This window comes from Microbacterium sp. (genome assembly GCF_036566905.1).
Lineage (GTDB): Bacteria > Actinomycetota > Actinomycetes > Actinomycetales > Microbacteriaceae > Microbacterium.
Genome location: NZ_DATCVK010000104.1, coordinates 1 through 20,309, shown reverse-complemented (window position 1 = coordinate 20,309; position 20,309 = coordinate 1). Strand labels below are relative to the sequence as shown.

Sequence of the window (20,309 nt, the reverse complement as noted above, 5' to 3'; positions counted from 1 at the left end):
CGGCGAGAGCGCCGCGCTCGCGCTGCTCGCCGACGCGCACCGCCCCGACGTGGCCTCGCTGACGCTGCGCTCGGGCGCTCCCCTGACCACCCCCACCGCAGAGGTGAACGCATGACCCCGAACTGGATCACCACGGCCGTCGAGCGCGCACGCTCCCGCCGGCCCGTCACCTGGCTGACGCTCGTCGGCGTGCTGCTGCTGCCCGTCGTCATCGGCGGCATCCTGGTCGCCGCGCTGTACAACCCGGTCGAGCGGCTCGACAGCCTCACCGCCGCGATCGTGAACGAGGACGAGCCCGTCACCATCGACGGGCAGACCGTGCCCCTCGGCCGTCAGCTGACCGCCGGCCTCGTCGAGGGATCCGACGAACTCGACAGCAACCTCACCTGGACGATCTCGAATGCCGACGACGCCGAGGCCGGCCTCGCGGACGGCACCTACGCCGCCGTCATCACGATCCCCGAGAACTTCTCGGCCGCCGCGACGTCGACGGCGCCGGGCTCGACCCCCGAGCAGGCGACCATCGAGGTGACGACCCCGCCCGACAGCCTCATCGTCGACGACGCCATCACCGCGCAGGTAGCGACCGCAGCCGCCTCGAGCATGGGGACGCAGCTGTCGAGCGTGTACCTCGAGAACGTGTTCCTCGGCTTCACGACGCTGGGCGACCAGCTCGGCACGGCGGCCGACGGCGCCACGCAGCTCGCCGATGGCGCGACCCAGGCCGCCGACGGCGCGGCACAGCTGCCGGACGGCATCTCGCAGCTCGCCGACGGCAACACGCAGCTGGCGGACGGGGCCTCACAGCTCGCGGACGGGCTCAACCAGATCGCGTCCGGAATCGGAGGCGCAGCGGGCGGAGCGAACAGCATCGCGTCGGGCCTCGACGCTGCGGCCGCGGGCGTGCAGAACCAGGAGCTGAAGGATGCCGCGGGCCAATCTGCGAGCAATGCCGACCAGGCCACGAAGCAGGCGGGTGCGCTCGCCCTGACGCTCGGCGATCCCGCACCAGAGACACCGGGCCTTGCTCAGCAGCTCGGCGCGCTGGCCGCCCAGTGTGTACCCGCGGTCTCGGGTGATGCGTTCTGCACTCAGCTGCAGGCCGCAGCGGCGACCGCTGCGACCGCGGCGCAGAGCGCCGGCGCGGTCGCCACGAGCGCCGGCACGGCCGCCGCGTACGCGAACGGCACCCTGAAGGGGCTCACCAGCCTGATGGACGAGACGAGCGCCGGCCTCACCCAGACGGCGAACGGCACGCGCGATCTCGCCACGGGACTCGTCCAGCTCCAATCCGCGACGAGCCAGTCGGCGGACGGCGCATCCGGCCTCGCCGACGGCGCGACGCAGCTCGCGTCGGGCGCCATGCAGGCCGCGGACGGCGCGACGAGCCTCGCCGACGGCGTCGCCCAGCTCGCGACGGGCACGTCCGAGCTCGCAAGCGGGCTGACCACGGCATCCGAGTCCCTCCCTTCGTACACCGACCAGGAGGCGACCGATCTCGCCTCCGTCGTCGCCGACCCGGTCGAGGCCGACGGCGTGGGAACCTCGCTCTTCGGCGCGTCGGCGGTCCCCCTGCTGGCGACCCTCGCGCTGTGGTTCGGCGGGCTCGGCACATTCATCGCGCTGCAGGCGGTGTCGCGCCGCGCCCTCACGTCGCGGCAGCCGTCGGCGCTGCTCACGCTCCGGTCGTTCGCACCGGCGGCGGGCCTCGGCGCACTGCAGGGCGCGCTCGTCGCCGCGGTCGTCCAGCTCGCCGCGTCGTACGGCTGGGGCGAATGGTGGGCGCTCGCCGGCGTGTGCGTCGTCGCGGGCATCGCGTTCGCGGCCGTGAACCAGGCACTCGTCGCCGTCTTCGGCGGTGCCGGGCGCTGGATCTCAGCGCTCATCGGCGTGCTCACCGTCGCAACCGGCGTGGTCTCCACCGTGCCGGGCGTCCTGTCGAGCGTCGCCGGGCTGATGCCGACCGCCCCTGCCTACAACGGCATGCTCGCCGCGCTCACGTCGGCGTCGGGGCTCGGGGCGGCGTTCGCCGGGCTGATCATCTGGACGGTCCTCGCGCTCGTCGCGACCATGATCGTCGTCGCCCGCCGGCGCAGCACCTCGGCGCGGGCCCTGCTGAGGGCAACGCCCGCCACCGCGTAGTCCGATACTGGCTCGCGCCCGGTCGAACTCTCGACCGGGCTCGAGCCGTTCCAGCGGGACCGGCCCCCGGCTCGCGCTGAGGCAGCGCTCATTCCGTTCGCGGACTGTCGTTCCGGTCGAGCCTGCGAGGGCGCGACCGTGGGCCGATCAGCTCAGGCCGGAGTAGGCGTGGAGGCCCTTGAAGAACATGTTCACGATCGTGAAGTTGAAGATCACGGCGGTGAAGCCGATGATCGACAGCCAGGCCGAACGCGAGCCGCGCCAGCCGCGTGTCGCACGCGCGTGGATGTAGCCGGCGTAGAGCACCCAGATCACGAAGGTCCACACTTCCTTCGTGTCGAAGCCCCAATACCGGCCCCAGGCGTCGTTGGCCCAGATGGAACCGGCGATGAGGGTGAACGTCCAGAAGATGAAGCCGAGGATCGCGAAGCGGTAGGCGAGCGACTCGAGCGCCTCGGCGCTCGGCAGTGTCCGCAGGAACCCGGGCCCGGTCGGGGCGGTCGATGCTGCGGGAGTGCCCGCGTCCGGGATGCGGGTCGCGGCGGCGATCTTCGCCTCTCGCCGCGCCTGCATCAGCTGCAGCACCGACAGGCCGAAGGCCAGAGCGAACAGGGCGGTCGCGAGCGATGCGACGAAGACGTGGATGACGAGCCAGACCGACTTCAGCGGGTCCATCAGCGGCACGATGTCGGTGTAGAACCAGATGGCCGTGCCACCCAGCAGCACGACGACGAGACCGGTGATGAAGGTGCCGAGGAACCGCAGGTCGTAGCGGAAAAGAACGCCGAGGTACACGGCGACGATCAGCAGGGTTCCCGTGAGGGCGAACTCGTACATGTTCGACCACGGCACGCGGCCGGCGGCGATGCCGCGGGTCACGTCCCCGGCGAGGTGGAAGAGGAAGCCGAGGACCGTCAGCGACGTGCCGATACGGGCCCACACGAGGCGCGCGCGGCTGCCGACAGGGGCGTTGAGCGCCCGCTCGGATGCCGCTTCCTGAGCGCGCATCTGCTCGATGATCCCGGTGCGCGGCGACCCGCCACCGCCACCGGCCGCGACGAGCTCGCGGTCGCGCGCGGTCTGGGCCGCGGCATCCTTCGCCTCCGCGGCGACGGCGCCCCTACGCGCGAGGTCGACCGCGTAGGCGATGAACGCGAGCGCGTAGATCGCGATGGCCGTCCAGACCAGCAGCACCGAGACGGAGTCGAGGGTGAGAGGGGAGGCGTCGGGCATGGTCCTCAGTCTACGTCGGGGGTCGAATCGCGCTGGAGCGGGGGGTCGCCGGCCGGTTCATGCTCGGCGAGCGACGCGAGGTGCCGCTGCGCGAACTGCGAGACGGCGCCCTCGAGCGCGGGGTCCTCGCCGCGGGCGAGGCCGGCGTACTCGAGCTGCACGGTGTGCCCCTGCGGCGTCGCCCTCACCCACATCCGCCGGCGGGGGACGAACAGCGCGGCCAGGAGTCCTGCCGTCGCGAGGACCGCGAACACCAGCACCCAGGTGGCGGCGGCATCGCGGTGGACCGACAGCGACACGTAGCGTTTGACCGAATCCTCGAACCCTGCCGCGCCCTCGGGGGCCTCGTTCTCGAAGGTGACCGTCCCGAGTCCGTCGGGCAGGTCCACGGTCTCGCCGGGCTTGAGCGCGAGGGACTCCGTGCCCGAGTCGCCGCCGGCGAGCTGCGTCATCCCCTCGGGGTCGAGGGTGTACACCGACCGCGGGATGCCGCCGTCGATGCCGAGGTCGCCGGCGTACACCCAGAAGGTGAGCATCGGGTACTCGAGGTCGCCGTAGACGGAGGTGAACGCGCCGTTGGAGAGTTCCTGCGCGGTGGGATAGAAGAAGCCCACCAGACCCACCTGCTCGCGCAGCCCGTCCGGCACCTTCACGACGCCCTGCGACGTCATGTTGTTGTCCTGCGGCAGGAAGGGCACCGGTTCGGAGAACACGACGTCGCCCGCGTCGTCGCGGATCGTGATGGTCGGCGCGTACCCGTTGCCCATGAGATACACCTTGTCGCCGGCGATCTGCAGCGGGTGGTTGACGCGCACCTCGCCTGTCCCGGCGTCGTCGTCGGGGAACTGCGTGGAGAGGTGTGCGACGAAGTCGCCGGCCTGCCCTGCCCCCTGCTGGCCGGGGGTCACGTACGACAGCGAGAAGTCGTCGAGCGTGAGCGCGTACGGGGTGAGGGCGTCCTCGTCCACGAACCGGCCCGGGTTGAACGAGGTGTAGTCGAGCATCGTGTTGACCCACGTGCGGCCCTCGATGATGACGGTCTGCCCGGTATACGTGAATCCCCCGCCGATGCCCACGGCCAGGAGCACGCCCACGAGCGACGCGTGGAAGACGAGGTTGCCGGTCTCGCGGAGGTAGCCCCGCTCGGCCGAGACCGAGAACGACCGTGCGCCGTCGTATGTCGCGACGCGGTAGCCGGCCTTGCGCAGCTGCTGCTGTGCGGCCCCGACCGCCGTCGCGGCGGCGGCCGCGGCGTCCGACTCGTCCTGGCACTCGAGGATCTCGGACCGGTGCACTTCCAGCCGCGACAGTCGCGCGGGCGTGCGCGGCGGCTGTGCCCGCATCGCCTTGTAGTGGTGCTTCGTGCGCGGGATGACGCAGCCGACGAGCGAGATGAACAGCAGGATGTAGATCGCCGAGAACCACGGCGACGTGTACACGTCGAACAGGCTCAGCTTGTCGAGCACCGGCGCCAGGTCGGCGTTGTCGACGAAGTACTGGCGCACGCCGTTGGGGTCGGCGCTGCGCTGCGGTACGAGCGATCCGGGCACCGCCGCGATCGCGAGGAGCAGCAGCAGCACCAGCGCGGTGCGCATGGACGTGAGCTGGCGCCAGCCCCAGCGGAGCCACCCGACGACGCCGAGGGCGGGCTGGGTGATGCCGTCCTGGGCGGCCGCGGTGTCCGCCGAGTCGGCGTGGTCGGCGGGACGCAGCATCCCCTCGACCGGGACGGAGACGTCCGCCCCCTCGGTCGCCGAGCCTTCCGGAGCGTCAGAGCGGGGCCGGGACACTGGAGAACACCCCCTGGAGCTGTGCCATGACGGCGGTCCACACGCCGGTCACCATGAGGAGGCCCAGCACGATGAGCAGCGCACCTCCGATGAGGTTCACCACGCGGATGTGGCGCCGCACGAACGACACCGAGCGCGTCGCCCAGCCGAAGCCGAGCGTGAGGAGGAGGAACGGGATGCCGAGCCCCAGCGAGTACGCCACGCCGAGCAGGGCCGCGCGCGCCGCCGACCCGGAGTCGAACGCCATGGTGAGGATGACGGCGAGGGTGGGTCCGATGCACGGCGCCCAGCCGATGCCGAGCGCGATCCCCAGCAGCGGGGCGCCGATCAGCCCGAGGTTGCTCCGCACCTGCGGCCGCGTGATCCGCTGCGCCCTGCCGAACCAGCCGATGAAGACGAGGCCCATCGCGATGATCACGACACCGAGCACGCGGGTGATGAGGTCGGCGTACTCGAGGAGGAAGCGCCCGAGCGTGCCGCCGAGCATCGCCATGCTCACGAAGACCACGGTGAAGCCGGCGATGAACAGCAGCACGCCGAGGACGAGCCGCCCGCGACCGGGTTCGATGACGTCCGCGGGCTCGGCGCGTTTCGTCTCGCTTCGCTCGCTCAACGACCGGGGATCGCCGGCCGCCGAGCCGTCGCCGGTCGCCGAGCCTGTCGAAGCGCCCACCGCGACCCGCGCCGGACGCGGGCTCACGGCACCGCCGATGAAGCCGAGGTAGCCGGGGACGAGCGGAAGCACACAGGGCGAGAGGAACGAGATGGCGCCGGCGAGGATCGCGATCGGGATCGCGATCAGCAGCGATCCGTCGGCGACCAGCGCGCCCAGGTTCACGACTCCTCCAGCGTCTCGCGCACGATGGTCTCGAGGATCGACGCATCCTCGATCTGCCCCACCAGGCGCGCGGCGACGCGGCCCTCCTTGTCGAGCACGAGCGTGACGGGCACCGCGTTGAGCGGGCTCTCCCCCGCGAACGCGAGCTTGATCGACCCGTCCTCAGTCGCCAGCGCGCTGGGGTACGAGACGCCGTACGTGTCGGCGAACGCGCGCGACGCCTCGGCGCCGTCGTAGAGGTTCACGCCGAGGAAGGCGACATCCTGCCCTTCGAATGAGGCGTCGGCCGCCGCGAGCTCCGGCGCCTCGACACGGCAGGGCGCGCAGCCGGCGTACCAGAAGTTCACGACGAGCACGTCGCCCGCGTAGTCGGAGCTGGACGTCGTGCCGCCGGTGTCGAGCACGCCCTCGAAGTCGACCGGCTCGCTGCGCTCGTCGGCCGAGATCTCGACGACGCGGAAGCCGTCGGCGGCGACGAAGCCCTTGTTGTCACCGGACCGGTACTGGTCGGCCAGAGGGTCGCTCGTGCACGCGGCAAGACCGGCGATCAGGCCGACGACGAGGAGAGCGGATGCCGCCGCCTGCGTCCTGCGCCTCGTCCCGCTTCGCTCGCTCAGCGACCGCCGACCGGTCATACCGCCCCCACATCCACCGCGCCGGCCGTCGACGCCGGTTCGGCGTAGGCGGTCTCGGTCCACTTCTTGTCGACCATCTCGAAGCTCGTCACGCTCGACAGCGCGCAGCGGCGCGCGCGGGGGTCGTGGCGGAGCGGCAGCCCGGCGACCGCGAGGTGGGTGATCCAGATCGGGAGCTGGTGCGACACGATGACGATGTCGCCCGAGTCCGCGGCATCCCATGCGTGCGTCATCGCCGCGTTCATGCGCCCCACGACGTCCGCGTACGGCTCGCCCCAGCTGGGGAGTGCCGGCTTGCGCAGGTGGCGCCAGTTCCACGGGTTGACCATGGCGATCGCCATGCGCTTGCCCTCGAACACGTTGGTCGGCTCGATGACACGCTCGTCGATGACCGGCGCCATGCCGAAGATCTCGGCGAACGGCTCGGCCGATTCCTGTGTCCGCTGCAGCGGCGAGCACACCAGCGCCGAGACGGGCCGGTCGAGCGACTTCACGTACTCCGCCGCCTGCCGGGCCATGCGGCGACCGTCTGCGCTCAGTCCGTAGCCCGGGAGTCGCCCGTAGAGCACGCGGGCGGGGTTGTGAACCTCCCCGTGGCGCACGAGATGGAGGCGGGCTGCGGGCACCGCCCCAGTCTACGTGGGCCGCATCTATGGGCCGGCTGAGCGTCCTCCCAGGTTTCGCGGCACGCGCGGCGCCTCGGGCGGAGCCGCATTCAGTCGAGCTCGGGCTCCCCGCGGCCGTTGGGGGAATCGCGCGCCTCGCGCACGCGCGCCGCGACGAACCACACGACGGCGACCGCGGCCACGGCGATGACGACGTACTGCAGGATGTCGGCGTACCGCTCGACGATGTGCCAGGACTCGCCGAGGAAATACCCCGACAGCACGAAGATCGAGTTCCACAGCAGGCTGCCCGCCGCCGTCAGGAGGGCGAATCGCCACACCGGCATGCGCGTGATACCGGCGGGGATGGAGATCAGGCTGCGGAAGATCGGGATCATGCGGCCGAAGAACACCGCCTTGCCGCCGTGCCGCTGGAACCAGGCGACCGTGCGGTCGATGTCCTCAGGCTTCAGCAGCGGCACCCTCGTGGCGATCGCACGCAGCCGGTCGACGCCGAGCCAGGCACCGAGGCCGTACAGCAGCAGCGCCCCGAGCACCGATCCGGCGGTCGTCCACAGGAGGGCCTCGACGACGGTGAATGAGCCGCGGCTCGCGGCGAGTCCCGCCATCGGCAGGATCACCTCGCTCGGCAGGGGTGGGAACAGGTTCTCCATCGCGATGGCGATGCCGGCGCCGGCCGGTCCGATCACGTCCATGAGCGAGACCGCCCAGTCGGCGAGCGTGCTCAGCCAGGAGCCGTCGGTCGTCGTCGCAATCGTCATTCGTCGGATCCCCGTCCGTCCGTCCGTCGGCACCTGGTGGCGGCGGCCGCGACCGTTCGGCGCGACGATTCCACGCTACGGAAGAAGGATGAACGGAACCCGGGTGCAGACCCCCGGAAGCCGATGGGGTCTGCCGGAGTCTCCTGATACCGAGCGCTCAGCGCAACGCGGGTGACCGGATGCCTAGGCGGCGGCGCCTCGGCTGGCCCAGAGCATCCCCCTCTCGATGATCGTGCGCACGCTGACGTCGCGCAGGACCCGGAGGTTGTGGCCCGGTGCAGCGACGAAGACCCGCCCCTGGCCCCACTCGCGTGTCCACACCGCGGGTGTGGTGACGGGCCGGTGCCACGGTCGGTGCGGCCGCACGGGAAGCGTGCTGGTCGCGAGCACCTCGTTCAGGTCGTCCGTGAGCACCCAGTACTGCTCCGTGCGCAGTGTGAAGTCCTCGAGGCCCGACATGATCTCGTGCGAGCGGCCGATGTCCGTCACATCGACGGTGTAGCAGACGGTGTCGTCCGGGCCGTCCTGGTCCGGGGCATCGGCGCCGGGTGCCGGATGCGTGGCGAGCTGGCCACCGATCAGCTGCAGGTAGTCCGAGCTGTTGCGGTAGGAATCGGCGATGCCACGGTGCCAGCCGGCGAGCCCGGTGCCCCGCTCGACCGCCTCGCGGAGTCCTCGCAGCGCCTCGTCGGAGATCTCGCAGCCGGTCACGCACTGCACGACGAGATCGATCCGCGCCATCTCCTCACGGTCGGCGTAGATCGCGTGGGACTCCTCCACCCTCACGTCGAAGCCCTGGTCGTCGAGGAACGACCGGAACATCTCCGTCGCCTCGACCGGTCGATGCCCTTCGCCGCCCCCGCGGACGATGAGGGCCTGCCGCGCGCTCACGGCCGGACCTCGATGCGTGCGATGCCGTCTCGCCGGCCCGCGCGGCGGGCGCGGGCCGGGCCGGTCCCCGGTGTCGTCATCATCGACTTCATCCCTCCACATCGACGGGCAAGTGCAACGTCGACAAACGATGCCACCGACGCATTGCCGGGCGAACGCAATTTGCGCAAAATGGGAGTCATGCCGACCGGAGATCGCGTCACCCTCACCGCCGTGGCCGAGCGGGCCGGGGTGAGCATCGCCACAGCATCCCGAGCTCTCCGCGCGCGCGGTGAGATGGCCGCCGAGACGCGCGCACGCGTGCTGCGGTCGGCGACCGAGCTCGGATACCGGCCCGCCGGGCAGGTGCGCGGGCGCCCGAGGCGCGGCACGTCGCTGATGTTCGATCTCGTGCTCGGTCATTTCCACGACCCGTACACCGAGGAGATCACCGCGGGCGCGCGCACGACGGCGTCGCAGCTCGGCTTCGACCTCGTGCTGACTGCTGAGAGGGAGGATCCGGCGGAGGATTGGCCCGAGCGGATCCGGTCGCGCGGCTCCGCCGGAGTGATCGTGGGACTCATCGTGCCGACCAGCACCCAGATCGCCGCGATGCGCCGGGCCGGCATCCCGCTCGTGCTGATGGAGCCGCCCTCCGAGGCGTCCCGCCCGCTTCCGAGCGTGCGGACCACCGATCGCGCCGGGGGCGAGGCCGCCGCCGAGCACCTCGTCGAGCGCGGCGCACGCCGATTCATCGTCATCGGAGGCGCCCCCTCCTACCGTTACGGCCGCGCGCGCGTCGAGGGCTTCGCGAGCGCGCTGCAGAGGATCGCCCCGGACGCCGAGTTCGTGCGGACGAGCGCCGACTGGAGCGCCTGGGACGCCCGTCGCGCCTGCGCGCGCGCACTCTCGGAGCTCGGCGGCGAGGGGCCGGTCGGCGTGTTCGCCTGTTCCGACGAGATGGCGGCCGGCGCCTACCGCGCGATCTCCGACAGCGGACGAAGCATCCCCCGAGACGTCCTCGTCATCGGCTTCGACGACGTGCGCGGCGCGCGCTGGCTACACCCGCCGCTGACGACCATCCGCCAGCCGATCCGCGAGATGGCAGCCGCCGCGGTGCACATCCTCGCCCGCGCCGCGGCGGGCGAGTCGGTGGAGGCAGAGGCGGTGGTCATGCCGACGGAGCTCGTGGAGCGCGGGTCCACGCGGCCGGCGGTCAGCGACTGACCACCGGGCGCACCGGGAAGTAGATCGAGAACCGCTGGTCGGTCACCTCGTGCAGCGGCAGGAACCGGATGGCGGCATCCTGGCCGATCGAGCGATACCGCACGAGCCATTGCGTCCATTGACGCTCGTCGTCGGGCGCGAGCATCGTGGTGGGATCGCCGGCATCCCCGTGAAGGGCGACTTCGCGGTCGACGAGACCGGCGAGGACGACCGGCCCCTCGAGGAAGGCGATCGTCGAAGGCTCGTCGGGGATCGGCACCGCGCGCAGCCCCATCGGGAACTCGAGGTCGATGCACGTCTCCCCGCCCGCGTGGTCGACCTCGAGCCAAGAGCCTTCCCGACGCCATCGCGCGGACGTGCGGACCTCGGGTTCGCCGACGGTCCACGCAGGCACGCGAAGCCTCAGACGCACCGCATCCGTCCCGTCGGAAGTCACGGTCACGCGCGTCCGCAGCGCTCGTGGGCGGCGACGGTCGCCACCGGGACCGGCGTTCGCGTCCGGACCGACGTAGCCGGCGTCATCGAGAAGTCGGATGTCGATGTCGACGGCACGCCCGGCCACGGCCGCCTCGGCGCGCACCGACAGGTACTGCGCCACCGTCACGACGCCGTCCGCACCGGCGTACACCGCGAGCTGGGCGTGGCGGGTGTGCGCCTGAACGAGAGTTCCGTGACAGCACCAGAAGTCCTCGGTGGGCGCGCCCCATTCCTTACGGCCCCCACCCGCCAGCGGGAGGAAGTAGGCCACCATCCCCGTCTCGGGGTTCTGCTGAGCGAGCAGCCCGTTGTAGAGGTTGGTCTCGATGTAGTCGAGCGGCTCGGCGGCACCGCTCCAGCGGAACATCACGTCGGCCAGGCGGATCATGTTGTACACGACGCAGTGCTCCTGCGTCTTCGATCCGCGTCGCGCGGCGAACTCGAACGGCGGGGTCCAGATCTCACCGGACGTCTGCCCACCCGTGCAGAAGGTGCCCCTGCGGACAACCGCCCACTCCCAGTACGCCTCCACGACGCGCCGCCATCGCTCGTCCCGCGTCACCTCGTAGGCGCGCGCGGCGCCGAGCACCTCCGGGATCGTCGTGTTGGCGTGCCTGTTGGTCAGCACGTCCCGGCCATCCAGCAGAGGATCGAACAGCGACGCGTGCCAATAGCGATCGAGGAGCTCTCGATAGAGGCCGTTGCCCGTGGCCTCGAGCAGATCCGCCCAGACCTCGAGCATCCCGCCCGTCTCGACGTCGAGGATCTCCTGGAACCGCGCCGTGTCGAAGCCACGCGCCCACGCGGCGATCTCCCCGGCGGCGCGATGCGCGATCGCCAGCGCGCGCTCGTCACCGAGGTCGCGGTAGACGTCGACGAGGCCCATGAAGGTCTTGTGGATCGCATACTGCGGCGCCCAGGTCTCCCGCCCCTCCCCCAGCCGGCGCAGGAACGACCGCGGTGTGGCGAAGACCCATGCGCCGCCGTTCTCCTCCTGACACTCGGCCAGGAGCCGGATGACATTGTCGAGCTTGCCCCGGAGGACGGCATCGCCCGTCGTCGCCACCTCGCGTGAGGCCGCCGACATCCAGTGGCCGAGGAAGTGGCCGCGCAGGAGAGACCCAGGCGTCTCCCACCCCCCAGTGACGGTCGAGTCCACGGTCGGCATGCCCCTCGCGCGACGGATGCAGATGCCACAGCTGGTCGCCGATCCCCGCCTCGATGAGGTGGTTCTGCACCAGGTTGCGTTCGGTGAGGGAGACGAGATAGTCGCGGTTGCGCCGCCGACGACGGTCGACGTCACCGCGGGTCAGTCGCACCGCCCCGGGAGCCAGGGCGATGGCGGTGGAGGTATCGATGCGCATGGTTCTCCCCTGTGAGATCGATCTCTGACTGTACCCGAGACCATCGCACCCGCCACAATGGGTCGTATGAATGACGCGCGCATCGTCCACCTGTCGGCCGGCGACGTCTCGCTCGTTGTGGCCCAGCGGGGAGAGAGCCTGCCGAGGATCGTCCACTGGGGCGCTCGCATCCACGCGAGCGCCGACGACCTCCAGGCCTTCATTGCTGCAGAGGAAAGGCCCGGTCTTTCAGCCGAATCCGATGTTCCGTACCAGGCGACCGTCCTTCCTGAGCACAGCCGCGGCTGGTTCGGCCGACCCGGGCTGAGCGCGCATCGAGCGGGTGCTGCCTGGGCTCCTCGCTTCCACGCGGCGCCGCTCCGAGTCGCCGGCGTCCCCGTCGAGACCGGCGTGGCCACCGTCGGCGCGGGCATCGTCGTCGTCGACGCACGCGACGAGTGGGCTCAGATCGAGCTTCGCTTGGAGATCGATCTCAGCCCAGGCGGGCTGCTGCGCACGCGTGCTCTCGTCCGCAACTCCGGCGAGGACGAAGCCCCGCTCGAGATCCGCGAAGTGATGCTGTCGCTGCCCCTTCCGCTTCGTGCCGGCGAGGTTCTCGACTTCTCCGGGCGCTGGGCGCACGAGCGGATCCCTCAGCGGCATCCGATCGTCCGCGGCATCCACACCCGCCCCTCCCGCCGTGGACGCACGGGCCTGGACGCCACGACGGTCGTCGCCGCCGGCGTTCCCGGGTTCGCGTCGGACGCGGGCGAGGTGTGGGTCTGTCACGTCGGTTTCAGCGGGAATCACGAGCACGCCATCGAGCGTGGTGACGGCTTCCTCGCCTTCCGGGGCGGTGAACTGCTGCTGCCCGGTGAGATCCGGCTGGCGGCGGGCGAGGAGTACGTCACGCCCTGGGTCTACGGCAGCTACGGCGACGGACTCGACAGGGCGGCGTCGCGCTATCACGACCATCTGCGCGCCCGGTCGCGATCGTCGCGGCGGGAGCGGCCGGTGACGCTGAACGTCTGGGAGGCGGTGTACTTCGACCAGGACCCGGCGACGCTCGTCGATCTCGCCGAGCGCGGGGCCGAGCTCGGGGTGGAGCGGTACGTGCTCGACGACGGCTGGTTCCGCGGCCGCCGCGACGATCGCTCGGGACTGGGCGACTGGACGCCCGACCCGGTCGGCTGGCCAGACGGCCTGCGGCCACTGGCCGATCGCGTGCGACAGCTCGGCATGGAGTTCGGGCTCTGGGTGGAGCCCGAGATGATCAACGAGGACTCCGACCTCGCGCGCGCCCATCCCGACTGGATCCTGCGCGCGCGACCGGAGCTTCCGCCGCGCTACCGGTTCCAGCAGGTGCTCGATCTGACGCACCCCGAGGCCTACGCCCACATCCTGGAACGGCTCGACGACCTCGTCACCTCGATCGGCGTGAGCTATCTGAAGTGGGACCACAACCGAGATCTCGTCGAAGCGGGTCACCCCGCGACCGGTGCTCCTGCCGTGCACGAGCAGACCCTTGCCGTCTATCGGCTCATCGACGAGCTGCGTGCCCGCCACCCCGACCTCGAGATCGAGAGCTGCGCCTCGGGCGGCGGACGCGTCGATCTCGGCATCCTCGAGCGCACCGACCGCATCCATCCCTCGGACAGCCACGACCCGATCGACAGGTTCCACATCCTGCGATGGACCGGGCTCCTGGTACCGCCCGAGATGATGGGCTCGCACGTCGCGTCCACGGTGTCCAGCACGACAGGCCGCACCTCCAGCCTGCACTACCGCTGCGCGGTCGCGCTGCTCGGCCACTTCGGGATCGAGTGGGACATCCGAGGCCTCGAGCAAGCCGACCGGGAGACCCTCTCGTCCTGGATCTCGCTGTACCGCAGGCACCGGCGCCTCATCTCGACCGGGCACGCCGTCGGCGGCCCTGCCGACCCGTCCGCGCCCGCGGTGCGAGGAATCGTCGCGCAGGATGGGGCGGAGGCGCTGTACACCATCGTGACGCCCGCGACGAGCCCGGATGCCCTGGCCCGCGTGCGTCTCACCGGCCTCGCTCCCGAGCGCCGCTACCGGATCACCGTCGACGCGACGGAGTCGCTCGGACCCCCGTGGCAGGTGCCGGGATGGCTGGGGGCGCCGGGTCTCGACCAGGACGGGCCTGCTCCTGTCCTGAGCGGCTCCCTCCTCAGCCGGGTCGGCCTGGAGTTCCCGACCTTCCACCCGGAGCGCGCCGCGGTGGTGCACCTGCGGGCGGCCGACTGAGGGCCCACGGGGCCGATGTCTCAGCGGGGCGGGGCACCGCCCCACGACGCCACGAGGTCGGCGGTGGCGTCGTCACCGCTGCTGCGCGCCTCGGTCACGCATGCCTCCGCCGCCCGCGCGAACACCTCGTCGAGGAGCACGGGGGCTCCGGATCGCGCGGACGCGACGGCCGCCTCCACCATCGCGAGGCTCCAGATGTTGGCGCGGATCTCGCCCGACGGGGTCGGTCCCCCGTCCAGCGCCTGCAGGAACTCGGCAAGGGCGGCGTCGAGACCTTCCGCCTGCTCGAGGGGCCGAAGGGTCTGCGGTGCGCCATCCGCGTCCTGCGCGCGGACCGCCTGTTCGCCGTCCCACTCGACCGAGCCGCCCGCCGTGCTCGCCCGCCACGCGCCGTTCCACGACGTCGTGAGGCCGTCGGCGCACCAGCTTCCGGAGTAGGCGAACCTCGCCCCGTCGGCGAAGCGGAACACCGCCTCGGCGGCGGCGGCGCCGCGATACCAACTCCACGGCGGCGAGAACTCCTCGCAGTAGACGGACGCCGGCTCGCTGCCGAGGACGTATCGCGCCTGGTCGAACGTGTGGATGGCCATGTCGATGAGCAGCGGCGAGTCCATCTCGTCGCGGAAACCGCCGAAGCGCGGATTCTGGAAGAACGCGGCGTCCAGCTGGGCCGCGCCGCCGTACGCCGCCACGGCGTCGCGGAACGCACGCAGGCCTGCCAGGTGACGCCGCGACTGACTGGTCGCGAGGAGAACGCCCTGCTGCTCGCTCGCAGCGGCGAGGGCGAGGGCGTCCGCGACCGTGGGGGTCACCGGCTTCTCGCTGAGCACCGGCACACCGGCGCGCAGCGCCGCTTCGCTGACCGCCCGGTGCGCCTCCGGGATCGTGACGTTGAGCAGCATGCTCGGCGGCTCTACGACGGCGAACGCCTCGGCGACCGTGGCGAGGCAGGGAACGTCCCAGCCCCGCTCGCGCGCCGCCGCCTGGGCGGCCGCGACTGAGACGTCCACCAGCGCGCTCACGCGCAGACCGGGGCGTCGCTCGATCACATCCATCCAGGCGCGCCCCATCCCTCCCGCGCCGACGAGGACGACCTCTCTCACGTCAGCACCTCGCCGTTCCACTCACGAGGGGTGTCGAATTCGCCGGTGCGGTGCATCGCCAGGTGCGGAAGGTCGCGGGGCCGGTCCTGGAACGCCCACCCGGCCGCATTGGCGAGCACCCGCTGGATCTCCGGCTGGTGGTAGACGGGATAGTCCTGATCGCCCGGCGAGAAGTAGAAGATGCGCCCGCGCCCGCGGGAGAAGGTCATGCCCGATCGGAACACCTCTCCCCCGCTGAAGCTCGAGACGAACACGAGCTCGTCGGGCGCGGGCACGTCGAAGAACTCTCCGTACATCTCCTGTGCGGGGATGACGATCGGATGCGGCACGCCGGCGGCGATCGGATGGGTGGGCGATACCGTCCACACCAGTTCGCGGTCATCCCCCTGCCGCCATCGGAGGCTGCACGTCGTTCCCATCAGGCGGATGAAGATCTTGGAGAAGTGCCCGGAGTGGAGCACCACCAGTCCCATGCCGCCGAGGACGGCGCGATGCACCCGCTCCACCACGGCGTCGTCGACGGCGTCGTGTCGCACGTGCCCCCACCAGAAGAGCACGTCGGTCTGCTCCAGGCGCTCGGCGCTCAGGCCGTGCTCCGGATCGCCGAGTGTCGCCGTGTCGACGACGGTGTCGGGGCCGAGGAGGGAGCGCAGTCCGGCGGCGATCGTCTCGTGCATGCTGTCCGGGTACAGGCGGCGTGGCACCTCATCGTGCTTCTCATGGTGGTTCTCGCCCCACACCAGGATCCGGATGCCCCGGGTCTGCGTCATGCTGTCTCCTTCGCTTCGGTCGCGTCTACATCCCATGCCGTCCGCCCGGCACGAGCCAGCAGGACGCGCCGGGGCCCCGCCAGACGCACGCGTGTCTCTGCCGGACGCTCCGCCGCCGAAGGGCCGGCCGAGAGTACCGCGACGCCGGGCTCGACGGCGAGCCTGTTGTCAGCACCCGTCGCCGCGAGCCGCGCGGCCTCGAGGGTGAACCGCACGGTGCGTCGCGCGCCGGCAGGCACCGGGATGCGCGCGAAACCCACCAGTTGGACGTCGGGGCGGACGATCGGACCGGACGGGAACGACGCGTACAGCTGCACGACCTCGATCGCATCCGCACCGTCGTTGCGCACGACGACCGCCACCTCCGCGGCGCCGCCGGTCGGCAGCACTGCCGCCGTCTCGATGCTCTCGTAGACGATCCGACCGGGCGTCATGCCGAAGCCGAACGGGAACAGCGGCGTGGGGTCGGCGACGGTGATGCCGCGGTTGTGGCGACCGAGAGGCGGCTGCAGGTACGTGCCGGTCGCCTCGGGAGAGCGCGGGATCTGGACGGGGAGCCGTCCGCTGGGAGCGATGCGGCCGGAGAGCACTCCCGCGACGGCCGCTGCGCCGTCCGCACCCGGAAAGAACGCCTGCACGATCGCTCCCGCCTCGGCGTAGTCGCCGAGCGCATACGGACGCCCCGAGACGACGACGAGCACCGTCGGCGTCCCGGTCGCCAGCACCGCACGGACCAGATCGTCCTGGCGCCCCGGCAGCCGCAGGTGCGGCGCGTCGCACCCCTCGCCGGAGGTCCCGGCCCCGAACAAGCCGGCGACATCGCCGACGACGAGCACCGCGACGTCGCTGTCCCTGGCGAGCGCGACCGCTTCGTCGATCCGCACCTCTTGGTCGCCGACGATCTCGCAGCCGCGCTCGGAGCGGACCCGGGAGTCTCCCCACTCGGCGCGCACGGCATCTTCGATCGTCGGGATGTCGATGCCCGGGGCGTGGCCGGGGTACTTGGTGAGCACGTGATTGGGGAAGGCGTAGCAGCCCAGGAGGCTCCGGTACTCCGTGGCGGCGGGACCGATCAGCGCGATCCGCCGCGCACCGGCGATCGGCAGCATCCCGTCGTCCCTCAGCAGGATGATCGACTCCTCGGCGAGCGCCGCGGAGATGGCGCGGTTGCGCGGGCTGTCCAGCAGCACTTCCTCCGCCCCGTCGGGCACGACCGGCCCGCGATCGAGCAGGCCGGCTTCGATCTTGTGGCGGAGGTGGCGCACCGCTGCGCGGTCGATGTCGCTCTCGTCCACGACACCCTCGCGAACGAGGCGCGGCAGGGCGGCGTACGCGACGGTCGAGGGCAGCTCCACGTCGACCCCGGCGCGGAGCGCGAGGGCACCGGCCGCCGGGCCGTCGGCGGCGACCCGGTGCATCGACACCAGGAAGGGCACGGCCCAGTAGTCGGCGACCACGGTCCCGTCGAACCCCCACTCGGTGCGCAGCACACCGTCGAGCAGCTGCCGGTTCGCGGTGCTCGGGATGCCGTCGACATCGGTGTACGAGGTCATCACGCTGCGCGCACCACCCTGGCGCAGTGCCGTCTCGAACGGCGGCAGCACGGTGTCGGCGAACTCCCTCGGTCCCATGCTCACGGGGCCGTGATTGCGCGCGGCGCGCGACGCCGCGTAACCGGCGAAGTGCTTCAGGGTGGCGACCACCCCCGCGCCCTCCAGGCCCGCGACGTACGCCGCACCCATCTGCCCGACCACGTAGGGGTCTTCTCCCAGGGTCTCCTCGACACGGCCCCACCGGTAGTCGCGCACGACGTCGAGGACCGGAGCGAGGCCTTGATGCACGCCGATCGCGCGCATGTCCTCGCCGATGGCCCGCGCCATGTCGCGGACGAGGTCCTCGTCGAATGTCGCCGCCCATGCCAGCGGCGTCGGGAAGGCCGTCGCTCCGAACGTCGCGAGGCCGGTGAGGCACTCCTCGTGGACGAGGGCCGGGATGCCGAGCCGCTGGTTCGCCACGACGCGATGCTGCAGCTCGCGCAGTCGGCTGACGCCTTCGCGCACGCTCACCGGCGCGGTGCCGAACACGCGCGTGAGCTGACCGAGCCCGTGGGCGAAGGGATCGGCGCCGTCCGGCGCCAGACCGCCCTCCAGACTCGGCGCGAAGTCGTCGGCGGCATCCGTCAGCCAGACCGAGCCGAGCTGGGCGACCTTCTCCTCGAGGGTCAGCTCGTCGACCAGGGCCTGCGCGCGCTCGCGCGCACTCAGCGTCGTGTCCCGCCACCGACCCTGATCGATGACGCCGGCTTGCGCGCTCATCAGCCCTTGAACGCCCCGTCCATGATGCCGGCGACCATTCGCCGGCCGACGAAGAAGAAGACGATCAGCAGCGGCAGCGTCGCCATGAACGAGCCGCCCATCGTCAGCGCCAGGTCGATGGTGCGGTTGGCCTGCAGCTGCTTGAGTGCGATCTGGACCGTGAACAGCTCCGGCGACTTGAGCACGATGAACGGCCACATGAAGTCGTTCCACACCGCGGTGAAGGTGATGAGGCCCAGCACGAAGGCGGCCGGCCGCACCACGGGGAAGCCGATGCGGCAGAAGATCTGCCAGCTGTTCGCCCCGTCGATCCGCGCCGCCTGCATGAGTTCGTCGTTCAGCGTCGTGGCCATGTGCTGGCGCATCCAGAAGATGCCGAACGCGCTCGCGAGCCCGGGGACGATGATCGCCTGCAGGGTGTCGACCCAGTCGAGCCACGAGATGATCAGGTACTGCGGAATGACGCTGAGCTGCGCGGGCACCGTCATCGTCAGCAGCACGATCAGGAACAGCGCGTTGCGGCCCGGGAAGTGCAGCTTCGCGAACGCGAATCCGGCGAGCGCGCACAGCAGCGAGGCGATCACCGCGATCGCGAGCGACACGATCACGCTGTTGAGCAGCGACTGGAAGAACGGGACCGTCTCGAACACCTTGCCGGCGATCTCGAAGAAGTTGAATCCCGGGTACAGCCGTGGCGGGATCGAGGTGACCGCGGATGCTCCGACCGACGCGATCACGAACATGTAGTACAGCGGGAAGACGCTGATGACGACGGCGACGATGAGCATGGCGTATACGGGCCACGGCACGCGGCCCAGGCGTCCGCCTCGGCGCGACGGCGCCTTCTCGGCCTTCGCGAACGCCTCTTCCGGCGTCTGCGGAATGGCTTGGTCGATGACATCGGACATCAGCGTGCCCTCCGGGTGCGGGTGGTCAGGAAGAAGTTGATGAGCGAGACCACGACGACGATCACGAACAGCGCGACGCCGATGGCCGAGCCGTAGCCGAATTCGAACTGTCCGAAGCCCTGCTCGTACAGGAAGAGCGCGAGCGTCTGGCACTGCCGGCCACCGCCGCAGGTGAGACCCGATTCGGGGGCGACCAGCAGCGGCTCGGTGAAGATCTGCAGCCCGCCGATGGTCGACATGATCACCGTGAAGATGATGATCGGGCGCAGGGACGGGATCGTCAGGTGGATGAACTGCTGCCAGCTCGATGCCCCGTCCACCGAGGCCGCCTCGTACATCTCTCGCGGCAGCGCCTGGAGACCGGCGAGGTAGAGGAGGGTGTTGTACCCGAACCACCGCCACATGACCATCGACGAGATCACGATCCACGAGCCGACCTGCGAGGCAAGGAAGTTGACTTCGCCGATCCCGAACCAGCCGAGCACCCAGTTGACCAGCCCGAAGTTCTTATCGAAGATCTGCGAGAAGACCAGCGCGGTCGCGGCGACCGAGGTGATGTAGGGCACCAACAGGGCCATCCGGAAGAAGTTCGCGAACTTCAGCAACGCGTGGTTCAGCAGGTGCGCGAGGCCGAGCGCCAGGAGCAGCTGAGGAATCGTCGAGATGAGGAAGATGCCGAAAGTGTTGACGAACGCGTTCCAGAAGCGGGGGTCCTGGACGAGTCGCTCGAAGTTCGCGAGTCCGACGAACGTCTGCTCGCCGATCGGGTTCCAGTCGAAGAGCGCGACATAGAACGTGAAGAGCAGCGGGAACAGCCCGAAGATCGCGAACAGCACGAAGAACGGCGCGATGTAGATGTAGGGCGCGATCCGTTCCGCGAGCGGATGCCGGATCTTCCGGGAGGGGGGTCGGTCGCCCCGGCGGATCTTCTGGACGGGGATGGCGGTGGCGGTGGCGGTCATCTTCCTGCCTCGGTCGGGGCGGTGGCCCGGCGCACGGCCGG

At 70.9% G+C, this 20,309-nt stretch carries 16 protein-coding genes; 3 read left to right on the top strand and 13 right to left on the bottom strand.

Annotation, left to right across the window (positions count from 1 at the left end; translation table 11 throughout):
- Positions 1-111: 111 nt before the first annotated feature.
- Positions 112-2,142 carry a YhgE/Pip family protein gene (locus tag VIP82_RS07815; protein ID WP_331907336.1) on the top strand — a complete coding sequence of 677 codons (2,031 nt, stop codon included), beginning with the start codon at positions 112-114 and terminating at the stop codon, positions 2,140-2,142.
- A 147-nt stretch (positions 2,143-2,289) separates the two neighbouring features.
- On the opposite strand, the gene ccsB is transcribed toward VIP82_RS07815, so the two are convergent.
- From ccsB to VIP82_RS07780, 7 genes are all read right to left on the bottom strand, one after another.
- Positions 2,290-3,375: a c-type cytochrome biogenesis protein CcsB gene (gene ccsB / locus VIP82_RS07810; RefSeq protein WP_331907334.1), complete on the bottom strand. Its 1,086-nt coding sequence runs from the start codon at positions 3,373-3,375 to the stop codon at positions 2,290-2,292.
- 5 nt (positions 3,376-3,380) lie between these two features.
- Positions 3,381-5,090 carry a cytochrome c biogenesis protein ResB gene (gene resB / locus VIP82_RS07805; RefSeq protein ID WP_331907338.1) on the bottom strand — a complete coding sequence of 570 codons (1,710 nt, stop codon included), beginning with the start codon at positions 5,088-5,090 and terminating at the stop codon, positions 3,381-3,383.
- Positions 5,091-5,145: 55 nt separating this feature from the next.
- Positions 5,146-6,003, bottom strand: a complete 858-nt coding sequence (locus tag VIP82_RS07800) for a cytochrome c biogenesis CcdA family protein (protein ID WP_331907332.1) — start codon at positions 6,001-6,003, stop codon at positions 5,146-5,148.
- A complete protein-coding gene (locus VIP82_RS07795) occupies positions 6,000-6,638 on the bottom strand; it encodes a TlpA family protein disulfide reductase (RefSeq protein ID WP_331907330.1) in 639 nt (212 codons plus the stop codon). Before VIP82_RS07795 ends, VIP82_RS07800 begins: the two co-directional genes overlap by 4 nt.
- Positions 6,635-7,264: a histidine phosphatase family protein gene (locus tag VIP82_RS07790; protein ID WP_331907328.1), complete on the bottom strand. Its 630-nt coding sequence runs from the start codon at positions 7,262-7,264 to the stop codon at positions 6,635-6,637. Before VIP82_RS07790 ends, VIP82_RS07795 begins: the two co-directional genes overlap by 4 nt.
- Before the next feature lie 89 nt (positions 7,265-7,353).
- Complete coding sequence (locus tag VIP82_RS07785) at positions 7,354-8,025, bottom strand: DedA family protein (RefSeq protein ID WP_331907326.1); 672 nt, start codon at positions 8,023-8,025, stop codon at positions 7,354-7,356.
- A 183-nt stretch (positions 8,026-8,208) separates the two neighbouring features.
- The gene (locus VIP82_RS07780; protein WP_331907324.1) at positions 8,209-8,916 is read right to left on the bottom strand and encodes a ThuA domain-containing protein; all 708 of its coding nucleotides are present in this window, start codon (positions 8,914-8,916) and stop codon (positions 8,209-8,211) included.
- Between the two features lie 180 nt (positions 8,917-9,096).
- Between VIP82_RS07780 and VIP82_RS07775 the strand changes: the two genes are divergently transcribed.
- Positions 9,097-10,122, top strand: coding sequence for a LacI family DNA-binding transcriptional regulator (locus VIP82_RS07775; RefSeq protein WP_331907322.1), 1,026 nt, complete (start codon positions 9,097-9,099; stop codon positions 10,120-10,122).
- On the opposite strand, the gene VIP82_RS07770 is transcribed toward VIP82_RS07775, so the two are convergent.
- Positions 10,112-11,767, bottom strand: a complete 1,656-nt coding sequence (locus VIP82_RS07770; RefSeq protein WP_331907320.1) for a beta-L-arabinofuranosidase domain-containing protein — start codon at positions 11,765-11,767, stop codon at positions 10,112-10,114. The genes VIP82_RS07775 and VIP82_RS07770 overlap by 11 nt on opposite strands.
- A gap of 262 nt (positions 11,768-12,029) precedes the next feature.
- Between VIP82_RS07770 and VIP82_RS07765 the strand changes: the two genes are divergently transcribed.
- The gene (locus VIP82_RS07765; protein ID WP_331907318.1) at positions 12,030-14,210 is read left to right on the top strand and encodes an alpha-galactosidase; all 2,181 of its coding nucleotides are present in this window, start codon (positions 12,030-12,032) and stop codon (positions 14,208-14,210) included.
- Positions 14,211-14,230: 20 nt separating this feature from the next.
- Here the strand turns inward: VIP82_RS07765 and VIP82_RS07760 are convergent, their stop codons facing one another.
- Genes VIP82_RS07760 through VIP82_RS07740 form a run of 5 tightly spaced genes read right to left on the bottom strand, consistent with a single transcriptional unit; the run spans position 14,231 to position 20,268 of the window.
- Positions 14,231-15,313, bottom strand: coding sequence for a Gfo/Idh/MocA family protein (locus VIP82_RS07760; protein ID WP_331907316.1), 1,083 nt, complete (start codon positions 15,311-15,313; stop codon positions 14,231-14,233).
- Complete coding sequence (locus VIP82_RS07755) at positions 15,310-16,083, bottom strand: ThuA domain-containing protein (RefSeq protein WP_331907314.1); 774 nt, start codon at positions 16,081-16,083, stop codon at positions 15,310-15,312. The genes VIP82_RS07760 and VIP82_RS07755 overlap by 4 nt, the downstream gene beginning before the upstream one ends.
- The gene (locus VIP82_RS07750; protein ID WP_331907312.1) at positions 16,080-18,398 is read right to left on the bottom strand and encodes a beta-glucosidase family protein; all 2,319 of its coding nucleotides are present in this window, start codon (positions 18,396-18,398) and stop codon (positions 16,080-16,082) included. Before VIP82_RS07750 ends, VIP82_RS07755 begins: the two co-directional genes overlap by 4 nt.
- Positions 18,398-19,306, bottom strand: coding sequence for a carbohydrate ABC transporter permease (locus VIP82_RS07745; protein ID WP_331907310.1), 909 nt, complete (start codon positions 19,304-19,306; stop codon positions 18,398-18,400). The genes VIP82_RS07750 and VIP82_RS07745 overlap by 1 nt, the downstream gene beginning before the upstream one ends.
- Positions 19,306-20,268, bottom strand: a complete 963-nt coding sequence (locus VIP82_RS07740) for a carbohydrate ABC transporter permease (protein ID WP_331907308.1) — start codon at positions 20,266-20,268, stop codon at positions 19,306-19,308. The genes VIP82_RS07745 and VIP82_RS07740 overlap by 1 nt, the downstream gene beginning before the upstream one ends.
- Positions 20,269-20,309 lie beyond the last annotated feature (41 nt).

Excerpts from the sequence above, each read along its gene's own strand:
- VIP82_RS07740 (WP_331907308.1), bottom strand. The coding sequence starts at position 20,268 with ATGACCGCCACCGCCACCGCCATCCCCGTCCAGAAGATCCGCCGGGGC.
- VIP82_RS07770 (WP_331907320.1), bottom strand. The coding sequence starts at position 11,767 with ATGCCGACCGTGGACTCGACCGTCACTGGGGGGTGGGAGACGCCTGGG.
- VIP82_RS07765 (WP_331907318.1), top strand. The coding sequence starts at position 12,030 with ATGAATGACGCGCGCATCGTCCACCTGTCGGCCGGCGACGTCTCGCTC.
- VIP82_RS07750 (WP_331907312.1), bottom strand. The coding sequence starts at position 18,398 with ATGAGCGCGCAAGCCGGCGTCATCGATCAGGGTCGGTGGCGGGACACG.
- VIP82_RS07795 (WP_331907330.1), bottom strand. The coding sequence starts at position 6,638 with ATGACCGGTCGGCGGTCGCTGAGCGAGCGAAGCGGGACGAGGCGCAGG.
- ccsB (WP_331907334.1), bottom strand. The coding sequence starts at position 3,375 with ATGCCCGACGCCTCCCCTCTCACCCTCGACTCCGTCTCGGTGCTGCTG.
- VIP82_RS07775 (WP_331907322.1), top strand. The coding sequence starts at position 9,097 with ATGCCGACCGGAGATCGCGTCACCCTCACCGCCGTGGCCGAGCGGGCC.
- resB (WP_331907338.1), bottom strand. The coding sequence starts at position 5,090 with ATGCTGCGTCCCGCCGACCACGCCGACTCGGCGGACACCGCGGCCGCC.
- VIP82_RS07755 (WP_331907314.1), bottom strand. The coding sequence starts at position 16,083 with ATGACGCAGACCCGGGGCATCCGGATCCTGGTGTGGGGCGAGAACCAC.
- VIP82_RS07745 (WP_331907310.1), bottom strand. The coding sequence starts at position 19,306 with ATGTCCGATGTCATCGACCAAGCCATTCCGCAGACGCCGGAAGAGGCG.
- VIP82_RS07815 (WP_331907336.1), top strand. The coding sequence starts at position 112 with ATGACCCCGAACTGGATCACCACGGCCGTCGAGCGCGCACGCTCCCGC.
- VIP82_RS07785 (WP_331907326.1), bottom strand. The coding sequence starts at position 8,025 with ATGACGATTGCGACGACGACCGACGGCTCCTGGCTGAGCACGCTCGCC.